Origin of the sequence: Methylibium rhizosphaerae (genome assembly GCF_006386545.1) — a bacterium.
Classification (GTDB): domain Bacteria; phylum Pseudomonadota; class Gammaproteobacteria; order Burkholderiales; family Burkholderiaceae_C; genus Pseudorivibacter; species Pseudorivibacter rhizosphaerae.
Genome location: NZ_SWAR01000055.1, coordinates 1 through 13,522, shown reverse-complemented (window position 1 = coordinate 13,522; position 13,522 = coordinate 1). Strand labels below are relative to the sequence as shown.

Sequence of the window (13,522 nt, the reverse complement as noted above, 5' to 3'; positions counted from 1 at the left end):
CAGGAAGGAGAGCGCCATGTTGAATCAGAGTCTTGCCCCGCGCGTGCTGCCCTTGTGCGTCCTGCTCGGAGGCCCACGGCGTCCCGCGCCGCCTGTCGAGCCCAAGCTGCCGGCCCTGCTGCGCCCGGCGTTGCAGCCCACCCCCTCCACGAGGCAGCCATGAACCTCGGAGCGCTCGACCGGGAACAGCTCGAAGCCCTGCTGCTCGATCCGGCAAGCATCGGGCAGCAACCCGGCGAGCGTTCCCGAGAGGTGCGGCTGCGCCACGTGCTGGCGGCCGCGCACGAACTGCTCGTGCGCATCGCCCATCGGGACATCGTCGGCCGCCGGCTGCTCGACAACCCGGCGCTGGTGAAACAGTACCTCGCGGTGCTGTTCGCGGGCGCCGAGCGCGAGCTGTTTGCCGTGCTGTTCCTCGACGCGCAGCTGTGCGTGATCGCCGCCGAGACCCTGTTTGCCGGCACCTTGACGCAGACCAGCGTGTACCCGCGCGAGGTCGTGCGCCGGGCGCTGCACCACAACGCGGCGTCCGTGGTGCTGGCGCACAACCACCCGAGCGGCTGTGCCGAACCGAGCCGTGCCGATGAGCTGCTGACCAGCACGCTCAAGAGCGCATTGGCCCTGATCGACGTCCGGATCACCGACCACCTGGTCGTGGCCGGATCGGCCGCTGTCTCCTTCGCGGAGCGCGGCCTGTTGTGAAACCCGAACGCCGGCGCCTCGAACGATGCAACGGCGTTCCCACTTGCCGAGGAAATCATGAGTCTGATCCAGTACCGGGAAGCCTCCTATGCCGGCCAGTTGCGCGAGCAGCTGGAACAGGCGGGTTGCGAAAGCAAGATAGCCGCCCTCGTCTCACGCACGGTCGGCGAGCTGATCGACCACGTGACGCAAGCGCAGGAAGACCTGCGCCGCGAAGTGAACAACCAGCAGTTCGAGCTGTCCATGCGCAGGCGCGAGATCGATGTCGCCAAGGGCGAGGTGTTGCAGCGTCTCGCCGGCATCACCTTGTTCGTGCTGGCCGCGTCGCTGGTCGTGGGCATTCTCGTTGCGCTGTTCCGTTGAGCGGAGGCCGAAAATGGGATCGACCCGCATCATCGGACGTGTGATGACGCCGTTCGGCGAGGCACTGATCCACGTCGGCCGCTACCCGGCCGGCGGCGCGATCGCGGTGCAGTTGGTCGGCGCCGGCACTGGCGAGCCGCTGGGCATTTTCTCGACCAACCTGGTGCCGTACGGCGCATGCGTGGGCGACACCGAGTTCTGCGCCAAGGTGTGGTCGGAAAACGAGCCGCTCGTGGCGCCCATGCTGTCGTCCGGCCTCTTCGAGGACACCGGCAGGACCGAGGCGTCGGGCTACGTCCTGGCGCCGGTCTGGCGCATCCGGAACCCGGAGCACGTGCCTCCACCGGCACGGCGGCACCAACCGCACTGAGCCGCACGCCCCGCGTGGTGTGCGAATCGTGACATCAACCGCGCCGGCCTGCCCCCCCGCAGACCGGCGCTCACCCTTTGGAGAGGCAATATGAAGCACACGCTGCTCGTTCTCGAAGCGGCGCTGGCGATCGACATGTTCGGTGAGGACGAGCCGGAGGCGGCCTCGCGCCGCACTTCGCAAGACGCTGAGCTGCCGAGCTCGACCCTGAAGCCGGACCAGCCCCGCCGCTCACCGCTGATGGGATTCTTCCTTCGCGCGGAGCGGCGCGGGCATGTACGTACACCCGGCACGCAGCCGCCGCGGCTGCTGCGTGCGGCGCAGCCGCCTTGCCGGCTCGGTTCCGCCGCCGAATCCGGCCTCCGCCGGCGACTGAACCGCCCCTCACGGGCTTGTCGCGGCCACCGCCCTCAGGCTTGCCCGTCCGCACGCTGTCGGTAGGCTGCACGCTCTCAGCACGCTCGGCACCCAGCGCTTGCCGGCGAGCTGTGCCTCGGCCTGCGCGACCAGTTCGTCCTTCTTCAGCTTCGCCAGCAGCGCCGCTGCTTCGGCGGACACGACCTCGCTGACGGTCTCGACGATCAGCGCCTTCGGCACCTGGCGCAGGTAGTTGGCAGCGGTCGGCGCCCACCAGTCCGCCATGTCCAGCGAGACGGCGGCGGCGAGTTCATCGGCCGCATGGGCGCCCGGCGTGGACGAGACGACATTCACCGTCAGCGCGCTGCACAGCGCCAGCAGGTCGCACAGATCGGGCGCCGACAGCGCGATGAGCCAGGAAAGGAGGCGCGCCGAATCGCCCGGAATGCGCTCGCCCCACTGTTCGCGCAGTTGCGTCAGCTCCTGCCACGCGCGGTTCTCCTCGATCGTGCCCTCGCCGAACCGCGACAGCTCGTCGGCGCATCCGCGCGCCTGCATGTCGAGCGCGGTGAGGGTGCGGTGCTGCCCGAGCACGCGTTGCACGAGGTTGTGTGCCAGGGCAGCGAGCGCGACGTGGGTGTTGTCGGCCAGCACGCGCTGCAGCGCGATCGTGCGGTGCGCGGTCAGCTTGCGCGTCAGCGCCTCGGACAAGGCGGGCCGCTGCGGCTCGGACTCCCCGTCGCGCGATGGTGACTCGTCGCGTCGCGGCGCAAGCGCGGCGGCGGCCTTGCCGAGCGCCTTGCGGTCCTGCGGACGTACGAGGCCGCGATGCACGACGATGTCACCGTTGCGCTCCACCGTGACGATGGCGCCGGCCAGCGAGAGGATGTCTGGCGTCCACGCGGCGAACTTCTCGTCGAGGTGGCGCAACTGCGCGCGAAGCTCGGTCAGTCGCCGCTGCAACTTCTGCACTTCGGCGGCGTCGGCAGACTCATCTTCGTCGTCGCAGGCGTAGGCAGCGTCAAGGGCACGCTGAAGCTCGTCGGCCTCGGCCACGAGCCGATCGACCTCTGCCTGCTCGGCCTTGGTCAGCTCGCGCCGCACCTTCTGCGCGCGGGCGAACTCGCTCAGCTCGTGGTATTGCAGCTCGATGCGCGCCTCGACCCAGCCCCAGCCCTCCGATCGGACTCTGGCGGCCCGGGCTTCGAGGCGCTCGACGGCGAGGCGCTGCAGCAGCTGCCCGTCCATGATGTAGCCCGTGTCGCGGTCGCTGAACAGATCACGGCGCACCTGCCCGCCGGCCGCTTCGTATGCTTTGAGGCCGACGAGGCGCGCGAGCGGCGAGTCGAGGACGACTTCGCCGGCCATCATCGCTTGCCGCAGCCGGTCGGGCGCACGATCCCACTCGCGGCCCCTGGTGGCCTGCCATACCTTGAGCTGGGCCTCGTGATCGTCGCTGATGCACAGCGCCATCAGCTGGTCCAGCGTCATGCCGTCCTGCCGGTACAGCTCCAGCAGCTTCGGCGCCGCGTTGGCGAGCTTCAGCCACCGCTTCACGACCACCGGCGTGACGCCGTACATCGCCGCGACTTCCTCGATGCTGCCGCAGTCATCGACCATCTTCTGGAACGCGAGGAACTGGTCGGCAGGGTGCATGTCCTCGCGCTCGATGTTCTCGGTGGTGCTGGCTGCGATGGCTTCGTCGCGGGCACGCACGAGAATCGGCACGGGGAACTCGTCGGTGTAGCCCTTGGCGTCCTCGATCCAGCCGTCGCGCAGGGCGCACAAGGCGAGGCGGCGGGTTTCGCCGGCAACGACTTCGAGCCGGCCGGTCTGCCTGCCATCCCCTTCCTCCGGCACGACGACGAGGTTCTGCAGAACGCCGCCATGCATGTGGATCGAAACGGCCATGCGACGAATGCGCTCGCGCGTGCGCTTCTTCTTTCGGGCGTTGCCATCCCTGGCGGGTATCAGTGCCCCAAGCGGGGCGGTGGTCAGTTGACCGACCTGGTAGTGCGTTGCTTGCTCCATGCGGGCCTCCGTAGAACCGATGGAGAGACTTTGGACTTGCGGCCCTTCACTTCAAGGCCGCCGAGCGGAGCGCGCCTTCCCTCGGGAGCAGCCCTTTGGCCCGGCGCATCGGCACAATGGCCGCCCGTTGGCCGCATGCCACGGACTGTGATGGGCAATCATGAGCACGACTGAAACGGATGACGGCAAGACCGTCGCGCTGTACTGGGACTTTGAGAACCTGCATGCCAGCTTGTGCGAGGAGCACTTTGGCGAAGGTGCGTACGGAAAGGCAGACTCCCGCTTCAAAGCGCAGGAGCCCCTCATCGACGTGCAGGCTGTCGTCGAGCTCGCCTCGTCGTTTGGTCCCATCGCCATCAACCGCGCGTACTGCAACTGGCAGTTCTTTGGCCGCTACCGCGATGCCCTGCTCCAGGCCGCCGTCGAGCTGATCCAGCTATTCCCGCCAGGAGGCTCCGCAAAGAACGGGGCGGACATCAAGCTGTGCCTCGATGCGACCGAGGACATCGGCCGGTTCGAGCACATCGGCACCGTCGTCATTGTTGGCGGGGACAGCGACTTCATGCCGGTCGCCCAGAAGATCAAGGCAGCTGGTCGGACCCTCGTGGGCCTTGGCACACGAAGGTCGACGAATCGGCACTGGGCCAAGAGCTGCCACGAGTTCCGGTACTACGAAAATCTGGTGGATCGCCCGAGTCGCGAGGAGCATGCGGACGCCGCATCGGACGACAAGAAGGATGCCGCCAGCGAAGCCAACGTCCCGGCCGAAATCCTGAAACGGGCGGTCAAACTGCTCGCTGAGACCAAGGGCGACCCATGGGTGAACAAGGGCTCGATCTGGCACATGATCAAGCGTTTGGACCCGACCTTCGATCCGAAGGACCATGGGTATCCGAACTTCCCGGCCATGGTCAAGGCGTTGGAAGACGTGGTCGAGGTCAAGAAAGGCGATTCGGATCAGATCGTGAGGGTCCGGGCCTGACCTTTCGGCACCGTCCTGAATTGCCCCACGTCGATCACCTTGTCCGCGAGCGACCAGAGTTCGGCCGTCTGGGACACGAAGATCTCCTGCTCGTAGCCACCGACGCGCAGCACCTCCCTCTTCATCGCCATGAACATGCGCTTGCGCTCGGGATCGAGCGCTCCGTCAGCTTCGTCGGAGAACAGGGTCTGGTAGCGCCTTCCCGCCGACTGTGAGAGGTACACCGCAATCGCGCGGGTCAATGCCTCGTCAATCCACACACGCTCGCCGCCGCTCATCATCGCGACGCTCTTCGACGCGCCGGTTTCCGCATCGAAAACAAGCACGTCGAACCCTTCCTTCAGGTCCTTCTTGGCTGTCTCGACCTGCGTCGCGATGGAGACGGTGAACCGGGGACCGTAGCAGCCCAGCAGCAGCTCGTTTGTGAGACTGGCGAGCGTTGGCCCTGCGTCATCGATGCAGAGCGCGATCACGCCGTCGTTGCCGAGCGCCTTGGTCAGTGCGGTCCACAGAGCGAGTTCCGTCTCGAGATGAGTGACCGCGTTCACTGCGGTCTGGCCCTCCGACAAATGCGCCGCCGACGATCGGAGCCGGCCGACCAGCTCGGCGTGCTGCGTCACCGCCGCCGTGTGAGCGGCCTCAGCTTCGCCTAGCGCCTGCCTGGCGCGCGCGGCCTCCAATTCGGCCGCGGCACGCCGACCATCGTCGAATGGCCGCGACAAACCGGCGAGCTGCTGCGTCAGGCGAGTCAACGCCGCGTCAAGCTCGGTCACCTCGCCGGCATGCCGGTCGCTGGCTTCGCGCTCCGCGGCATCGCACCGGGCGCATTCCTCTCGGGCGCTGGTCTGCGCCGCCTGCTCGCGCTGGCCGATCTCCATCGCTTCCGCCGCGATCCCGTTCAGCCTGTCCTGCGCTTGGCGCACAGACTCCGCCAGTGCCGCGTCCGCGTTGGCGACGCGCCGCTGTTCGATCACCGTGTCGAGCGAAGCGCGCGCCTGGCGGACCTGGGCCGCTGCGTCGCCGATGCCGGCCAGCTCGCGTTCGAGCCCATCCCGCTCCGTGTCGAGTCTCGCCACTTCCTGCCGCACCTGCTCGATCTTGAGGTCGGCGCTCGGCTGCAGTGCCCTGGCCTCGCGCGCGTCGGCGAGCAGCTTGCAGGTGCCCTGCAGATCCGTACCGGTGCACGGCACCTCCTGTGTGAGCTGAAAACGCTCTCGCAACTGCTGCGCGCGCAGCGCCGCTGCACCGGCTTCGCGCTCCAGGCCCTGACGGTTCGCGGCGATCACCTGCAGCCGCTGGCGGGTCCGCGCGCAATGCTCCCCAGTCTGCTCGGCGGTTCGCAGTGCCGTCCGCGCCGCCTGTTCTTGCTCCGCCAACGCGGGGAGCCGCTCGACGGCGGCACGGATCGCGTCCTGCCGCGACAGCAGCGCCTGCGCCGCGGTCAGGTCGCGCTGCAGCCGCGCCCGGGCCGCGGCGGCCGATTCTTCCGCGGCGCGCAGAGCGTGGGCCGCGCGCTCGCGCCGCGCTTTCAGGTCATCCACCAGGCGAGCGTGAGCGCCGACCAAGGTCGTCCTGCGCCGCGCAAGCTCGCCGATCTGCGCCTGCAGCGACTGCCGCAGCGTCTCGACGCCGGCGGCCGCGACACGCTCGGCTTCGCGCGCGGCGAGCTGTTGCTGCGCCCCCTGCAAGCTCGCCTGCGCCGCGGCCTTGCGCTCGGCCGATGAGCGAATGCGCGCCTGCGCGTCCTCGACCATCCCGCACAACTGCTGCACGGACTGCTCCATCGCCCGGTGCCTTGCGACCGCCGCACGCCGTTCCTCCAGCGCCTGCTGAAGCTGCGAGGCGACGCGCGCCGCCTGCTGGCCGGTGGCGCGAATTTGCTCCAGCCCGAGCAGCTCGACGAGCAGGCCCTTCACCTCGCTCGGCCGGTACGCCGAGAGCTGGCGCCGGTTCTGCGCGTGGAAGGCCGACGTGAAGAAGGTCTCAGGCGAGCCGAGCAGCCCGTCGACACAGCGGTCGTAGGTGTCGGTCTTGCCGTCCGAGCGCGTGCCGTCCGGCATCACGACCGGCACCCATCGGCCGTCCTTCCATTCGTGCAGGAAGGCTTCGGTGCGGCGCGCGCCGTTCATCCGGAAGACCAGCTGCGAGCGGAAGCGCCGACCCTCGTGCATCCATTCGAGGTCCTTGCAGCCCTCGGGTGCGCACAGGTGGTCGTAGTACGAGAAGCCGCCGACGCTGGCGCTCGTTGCGCGGGACGGCATCAGTCGGTAGGGCTGGGCGTTGTCGATGATGGTGGTCTTGCCGCTGCCGTTCGGCCCGACCAGCGCGACGAGTTGAGCGCCCGCGGCGAGGGATTCGAAGTCGAGCGTGAGCTCGTCGCGGCCAAGCCCGTCGCGGATGCCGGTGAAGCCTTTGAGGGTGAGACGCAGGGGTTTCATGTGCACACACCTTGTTCAGATGAGGCACCGTACGCGTCACCTTCGCGAGATCAAGGGTGCGAGCCGGCGCAGGCGGTGCGCTCGGCAGCGCGGGGCGCATCCTCAATGCTGCAGATGCCGGCGGCGTGACATGAATGTGCAATCAGGCCGGCATCCAATGGCAGTGCGGTTCCGCCTCCGCACCAGCACACGCAAGGGAGATCACGATGGCCGACAACATCCGGGACATCAGCTTCGCCAGCTTCAATCTCTACAACCTGCAGGTGGTCGGGGCCCCGACCCACCACGGCGCGCCGACCTTCACCGAAGACACCTACCAGGCGCGGCTGGAATGGGCCTCGGCAATACTTCATCAGCTCGACGCCGACGTGATCGCGTTTCAGGAGCTGTGGTCGGCACGCGCGCTGCGCGACCTGTTCGATGTCGCCGGCCTGGCCGACACCTACGAGCTGCATTTCATCGGCGAGGCCTGGTACGACATCGCCGTGGCCGCGGCCGTGCGCAAGCCCTGGCGGGTCGCGGACAAGAGGCTTCACAAGTCCTTCCCCGACGACTTCCGCCTGATCAAGCGCGCCCATGACGAAGCCGGCGCCGATGTTGACCGGACCGATGACGACATCGACGTGCAGATCTCGATGTTTTCCCGCACGGTGATGGAGCTCACGCTGGCTTGCGACGGTGCCGACAACGTCCCGCCGGTGTGCGTGCTGTGCGCGCACCTCAAGTCCAAGCTGGCGACCGACCTCGATCCCGTGGAAGCCGCCATCGAAAGCCTCAAGCCGCATCGGGCTGCGCTCGGCGCGGCGTTGTCGACGATCCGGCGCACCGCGGAGGCGGCGGCCCTGCGCATGATCCTGACCGACCTGACGCGAAACACCGACCGCGCGGTGGCGCTGGTCGGCGACCTGAACGACGGCGCGCACTCGAACACACTCGCGATCCTGAGCGCGCAGCCGCCCTTCCGCCGGCGACACAAGTCCAGGACCGGCGAGCGCAGCGACGCCGGCATGTACCCGGTGACGTTCCTGCAGGCGCTGAGCGACTTCCAGGACGTGGCCTACTCGCACGTCTATGACGGCGTGCGCGAGCAGCTCGATCACGTGCTCGTCTCCGAGCAGTTCTACGACCACTCGAAGAACCGGTTCTGGTCGTTCAAGACGCAGGAGATCTGGAACGACCACCTGGGCGAGGACGGGCCGAACGGCCCGAAGCGCCCTACGTCGGACCACGGCATCGTCTGCGCACGCTTCGCGTGGGATCCTGCCATAGCCTGAGGATCGACGAGTGCCCGCGGCGTGCGCATGCGCCGGTGGCTACACGCTGAAGAGATCGGTCGTCATCAGGTCGGCGGCCTGCGGCGTCGTGTCCTGCAGCGCACCTTCTGCAGCTTGCACCGCTGAGCGCTCGAGGTCGTCGAGGATCGTTCGCGCGATCTGCTCGGCCGGATTGGCCTGAAGCCATGCGAGTCGCTCGACCAGCGGATCGCCGTCGACGCCCGCCAGTTCGGCCCAGCGCCGCAGCTTGTCGGCCAGCGTCGGCACCGCGCTGATGCCGGCCGAACGCGCCCGCAGCAGCGGCACGACGCGCCCTTCGAGCCGCAGCTCTGCGGCGCCGGCCAGCAGACGTTCGATTTCGTCGCGATGGACCGAGGCGCGTTCCTCCTCGGCGATCTGCCAGCGCACGCGCACGAAGGCTCCGGCCGCGTCGGCAGCCGCGGCGCGGATGGCATCCATGTCGGGCCGGCCGCTGAACGTCAGATGCAGCATGCGGCGCGAAGGGGCCTCGATGAACCGGAAGCTCGCGCCATGCGGTGACAAGTCCCACAGTAGGCAGCCCTTCGCGTCCTCTTCGCCGTAGTGCAGTCGCCCGATAGAGCCGGGGTAGGCGATCACACGTCCGTCCTGGTGCCAAGCCTGGTGCTTGTGGATATGGCCCAGCATGAACGCCGAGGCCTGCGCCGCGAACAGGCTGCCGGTGGTGAACTCGTGGTCCAGCCCCGCCATCGGGACGCCGTGCTCGGTGACGCAGCCGCTGACGGTGCCATGTGACACGCCGATTGTCGGCACACCGCCCCCCGCGGCTCGGCGATTGACCTCGCCGAAGCCGGCCAGCAGTGCGGCCAGTTGCTGGCCGACGGCCTCGGCCGCCGCATTGGCGCCCACCGCGGCGGCCACGGTCGCCTTGTTGACCGTCGGCACGCACGACAACAGCACCTGCGTGCCGGCCGGCACGTCGTCGAAGCGCCACGCGGCGCTCGCGACCCAGCCCTGCGTGCCGCACCACGCCGCCTGGTGGATGCGGTCGGCAACGTGCACCGGGAAGCGCCCGCCGAGCAGCCGGAACACGTCCAGCGTGCCGGGCGGCTCGTGCGAGAACGTGCCCTGAAGCATCAGCACGGGGCAGTGGTCGGCGAGCCGGTGCACGAGGCGCGCGACCGACACGAACGACGGCGAGTGGACGTCGATGGCGTGGTCCGTCGAGTCGCCGCTGATGACGGCCAACTCGGCGCCGGCGTCCACCGCGGCATCGATCGCGAAGGCAGTGCAGCGCTCGACCTCCGCGAGCGTCTTCGGGTCGCCGAAGTGCAGGTCGGACAGGTGGGCAATGCGCATCGTGTTGCTCCCTTCAGCCGGCATCGAGTTCGGTCTCGATCAACGCGACGAGCGTGTCGGGTACCTGCGCGTGCTCTTCGGCCTCGCGGATGGCGCGTGCGACGGTGTCCGACTGCAATTGCCAGTGCTCGCGCCGGAAGCGCCGGGCGGCATACAGGGCGTAGCGATCCGTCGGCACGTTCATGCCCTGCAGCAGCATGCGCAGGCGCACGAGCTGCGGCCCGACCTCCTTGAGCAGCACGGCAGCCTTGCCGAGCGTTTCGGGCGAGCGGCCCCAGTCCTCGCTGCGCCAGGTCTCGAGCGCGAAGCGCTTGAAGCCCTCGATCTCGATGCCGTACTGCTCCAGGGCCGCGGCCACCTCGCCACGTAGTTGCTTCACGGTCGCCCGCGCATCCGGCGCGGGCTCGGCAGGCGGACGCGGTTCGAGGCGATCGGCGCTCGCCGACGGCGGGTCCGCATCCACAACGCCGCCTTCGAGCACGTTCGCCGCCGCCTGCGCAGCGGCATCGACCTGCGCAGGCTCGTGCGTCAGCAGCAGGCTGCCCACATCGATCGGCGCCTGCAGCTCGATCAGCCACGCGCCGCCCTTGACCGCGTCGCCGTTGTCGTCGATGCGCGTCACGTCCTTGTAGACCTTGGTCAGCCAGAACGTCTGCCGGCCCAGCAGGTAGCCCGACAGCCGGCCGCCGCGCATGCTGGCGACGTGAAGCAGCTGCTGGCGGATGCCGTCCATGCTGTAGAAGCTGCGCGTGGGCAGCGCGATCAGGTTCACGGTCGGCAGACCCGGCACGATGAACAACAGCCGCGCGTCGAGGTTGCACTGGCGCTCCTGGTACTGCAGGCAGCGTTCTGGGTCGCACAGGCCGCCGAACTCGGGCCGGTCCACCACCTTGCGCCCGCCAAACAGGCGGATCACGCGGCCGCTGGCGTCCTTGGGTACCGCGGCGTAGGTCTTGCACCGGCGCGCGCCGGTTTCGTCGTACTCCGCCCAGTACTTGCGCTTGCCGGAGGCCCAGACCTGCAGCGTGTGCGGCATCAGCAGCTCCCACGCGTCGGCTGCGAAGATCACCGGGAAGCGGTACAGCCGGCGCACGCCGTCCTCGCGCGTCTCGCCGTACTGGTCGAGGAGCATGTCGGCCAGCTCGGGCGTCGGGAAGTCACCGCGCCGGGCGACGAAGTACGGCACGTTGGCCGGCCGCAGCGGGCTCTTGAGGTTCGGCACGGCCTGCTGGATGTCGCGCTCGATGGCATCGAAATCCTTGCCCTCGACGCAGCCGCGCTCGTAGATCGCGCGCGCCGCGTCGTTCTGCTGCGCGGCTTGCGTGAGGATCTTGATGCCCGGGCGGATGACCCCGCCGATGGGCATCTGCACGGCAGGGCGTTGGCCGAGGATCGTGGTGGAAACGGCAGTCGAGGCCGGCTGCGGTGCGGCAAGTTGGTTCATGCGCATTCCTTTGTTCAGGCCGCTTGCGGCACGTTGGTGCCGCGCTGGCGATGTGGCTCCACGGTACGGGAGCGACCCTCGCAATCAAGCCCGTCATGAGCCGCAGCGCTGGACGAGCGGCCGAAGACTTCAAGCCGCATCGGCGGCAGTGAGCGCAGCAGCTCGCGCCCGTAGCTCCGCGTGACGATCCGGCGGTCGAGGATGGTCACCGTCCCGCGATCCGTGTGCGAGCGGATCAGGCGTCCCACCGCCTGCGCCAGACGTACGCAGGCTTCGGGCACGACGAGCTCCCGAAACGGGCTGCGGCCGCAGCGCTGCAGCCACTCGGCGCGCGCTTGTTCCCACGGATGCGTCGGCACGGCGAACGGCAGCTTCGGGACCACGACGTGCGTGCAATAGGCGCCCGGCAGGTCCACGCCCTCATGGAAGGCGGCCAGGCCGAAGATCGTCGAGGCACGACCCTCGTCGACGCGCTGGCGGTGGCGCTGAAGGATTGCGCCCTTCGAGAGCTGGCCCTGCACGAGAGCCTGCGCCTTGATCGACGCCGGCATGCGGTCGTAGACCTCCTGCATCTGCTGCGCCGACGCGAACAGCACGAGCGACGCGCCGCCGGCCACCAATGCCGGCAGCAACTCGGCGACCTCGACGGTGTGGGCCGCGGCATCGGTCGGGCTCGAGCGCATGCGCGGCACGACGAGCCGGGCCTGCTCGCCGTAGTCGAACGGCGACGCGAGGCGCAGCGTTCGTACCGCTGGTAGACGGTCCAGCCCAGTCTGATGCGTGAACAGCTTGAACGAGCCGCCGGCGGTCAGCGTGGCAGATGTGACGACAGCCGCACTGACGCGCCGCCACAGGGCGCGCTCCAGGCGGTCGCCGGCGTCGATCGGTGACGCGGCGATCAAAGCGTCGTCGCCGGCGCGCTCGACCCAGCGCGCGGTGGGCGCAGTGCCCGGTCGATCGTGGCGCAACATCAGCTTCCAGGTGTCCGCGACGCGCGCACCGCGCACGACCTGCGCGCCGAGTTCGGCCAGCAGTTGCTGCACCAACTCCGGCGACTCGGCGGCGCACTTGAGCGCTTCGACCCGTACCTCTGCGAGCAGGTCGAGCACGGCCTCGACGGCTGCCAGCTGCGCCTCGCCCGCCTCGGCCAATTCGTCCGGGACGACGCCATGAGCGAACCGCAGCACACCATCGGCCCATCCCTCGGCCTTCCCAATCCATTGCCACAGCAGGCCGAGCGCACGCATCACGTCCGCACATGCTGCCTGCACGCGCGGATGCATCGCGGCGTCCAGCCGCAGCGCATGGACCGCCGTCTGCACGACATCCGGCACCTCGCCCGCCCAGCCGTAGGTGGCCCGCACCGGGTGCCGCTCGGCATAGTGCTGCACGATCTTGTGCGGCAGCGCGTGTCCCTCGTCGAACACGAAAAAGCACTCCGACGGATCGGGCAACACGCTGCCGGGGTTCATCTCGAGCGCCGACAGCACCAAGTCGTGGTTGGCCACCACCACGTCGGCGTCGCGGATGCGCTGGCGGGCGCGGTAGAACGCGCAGTCGCCGAAGCGCGGGCAGCGGTTGCCGGCGCAGCCGTTGCGATCCGTCGTCAACCGGTCCCACAGCGCACCGGGCACCGCGTCGTCGAGCTGGTCGCGGTCGCCGTCCCAGCGGCCGGCATCAAGCGCTTCCGCGAGGCGGTGCAGCGCGTCGGCCTCGGAGGCGCACGCGTCACCGTCGCCGTCGAGCCGGGCCTGCCGCGCGGCTTCGAGCGCCAAATACAGGCGCACCGGGCAGACATAGCGTCCCCGGCCCTTGGCGAGCGCGAAGCTGAACGGCCACGGCGAGCAGGACTGCAGGAACGGCAGGTCCTTGGCCGCAAGTTGCTCCTGCAGCGCGACGGTGGAGCTGGAGATCACCAGCTTCTTGCCGACCGAGCGTGCGAGCACGAGGCCAGGGATCGCGTAGGCGAAGGTCTTGCCGGTGCCCGTGCCCGACTCGCAGACCAGGAGGTTGCCTCCGTCGGTCTCGGCCGGCGCGCTACCGTGCAGGCAGTCGTCGAACGTCTGCGCGACCGCGGCAACCATCTGGCGCTGCTGCTCGGACTCCCGGTAACCGGGCAGTGACGCCTTCACGGCGTCGACAAAGCGTTCGAGGTCGGCGGTTTCCTGGCGCGTGAGCATGCGGCGACGGTAGAGGTCGCCGTCGCGGAATCAAGCCCCGTCG

At 69.0% G+C, this 13,522-nt stretch carries 10 protein-coding genes; 5 read left to right on the top strand and 5 right to left on the bottom strand.

Annotated elements, in window-relative coordinates; all coding sequences use genetic code 11:
• Positions 1 to 159: 159 nt before the first annotated feature.
• The 3 genes from E8D38_RS25270 to E8D38_RS25260 are packed head-to-tail and all read left to right on the top strand — an operon-like array spanning position 160 to position 1,435.
• Complete coding sequence (locus tag E8D38_RS25270) at positions 160 to 702, top strand: JAB domain-containing protein (RefSeq protein ID WP_140636931.1); 543 nt, start codon at positions 160 to 162, stop codon at positions 700 to 702.
• A 57-nt stretch (positions 703 to 759) separates the two neighbouring features.
• Positions 760 to 1,065: a hypothetical protein gene (locus E8D38_RS25265; protein WP_140636929.1), complete on the top strand. Its 306-nt coding sequence runs from the start codon at positions 760 to 762 to the stop codon at positions 1,063 to 1,065.
• A 13-nt stretch (positions 1,066 to 1,078) separates the two neighbouring features.
• Entirely contained in the window at positions 1,079 to 1,435 is a 357-nt protein-coding gene (locus tag E8D38_RS25260; protein WP_140636926.1) for a hypothetical protein, read from the top strand.
• A gap of 384 nt (positions 1,436 to 1,819) precedes the next feature.
• On the opposite strand, the gene E8D38_RS25255 is transcribed toward E8D38_RS25260, so the two are convergent.
• On the bottom strand, positions 1,820 to 3,823 hold the full coding sequence (locus E8D38_RS25255; RefSeq protein WP_140636924.1) for a ParB/RepB/Spo0J family partition protein: 2,004 nt from the start codon (positions 3,821 to 3,823) through the stop codon (positions 1,820 to 1,822).
• 160 nt (positions 3,824 to 3,983) lie between these two features.
• Here E8D38_RS25255 and E8D38_RS25250 point away from each other — a divergent pair, with 160 nt between their 5' ends.
• Positions 3,984 to 4,805 (top strand): NYN domain-containing protein, encoded by an 822-nt coding sequence (locus tag E8D38_RS25250; RefSeq protein ID WP_140636922.1) that lies wholly within the window; start codon positions 3,984 to 3,986, stop codon positions 4,803 to 4,805.
• Here E8D38_RS25250 and E8D38_RS25245 read toward each other — a convergent pair.
• Complete coding sequence (locus tag E8D38_RS25245; protein WP_140636920.1) at positions 4,781 to 7,243, bottom strand: structural maintenance of chromosomes family protein; 2,463 nt, start codon at positions 7,241 to 7,243, stop codon at positions 4,781 to 4,783. The genes E8D38_RS25250 and E8D38_RS25245 overlap by 25 nt on opposite strands.
• A 206-nt stretch (positions 7,244 to 7,449) precedes the next feature.
• On the opposite strand from E8D38_RS25245, the gene E8D38_RS25240 reads away from it, so the two are divergent.
• Positions 7,450 to 8,517, top strand: coding sequence for an endonuclease/exonuclease/phosphatase family protein (locus E8D38_RS25240; protein WP_140636918.1), 1,068 nt, complete (start codon positions 7,450 to 7,452; stop codon positions 8,515 to 8,517).
• A gap of 39 nt (positions 8,518 to 8,556) precedes the next feature.
• Here the strand turns inward: E8D38_RS25240 and E8D38_RS25235 are convergent, their stop codons facing one another.
• Genes E8D38_RS25235 through dinG form a run of 3 tightly spaced genes read right to left on the bottom strand, consistent with a single transcriptional unit; the run spans position 8,557 to position 13,479 of the window.
• Complete coding sequence (locus tag E8D38_RS25235; RefSeq protein WP_140636916.1) at positions 8,557 to 9,855, bottom strand: metallophosphoesterase family protein; 1,299 nt, start codon at positions 9,853 to 9,855, stop codon at positions 8,557 to 8,559.
• Positions 9,856 to 9,868: 13 nt separating this feature from the next.
• Complete coding sequence (locus E8D38_RS25230) at positions 9,869 to 11,299, bottom strand: recombination directionality factor (RefSeq protein WP_140636914.1); 1,431 nt, start codon at positions 11,297 to 11,299, stop codon at positions 9,869 to 9,871.
• 14 nt (positions 11,300 to 11,313) lie between these two features.
• A complete protein-coding gene (gene dinG, locus E8D38_RS25225) occupies positions 11,314 to 13,479 on the bottom strand; it encodes an ATP-dependent DNA helicase DinG (RefSeq protein WP_246099664.1) in 2,166 nt (721 codons plus the stop codon).
• Between the last annotated feature and the right edge of the window lie 43 nt (positions 13,480 to 13,522).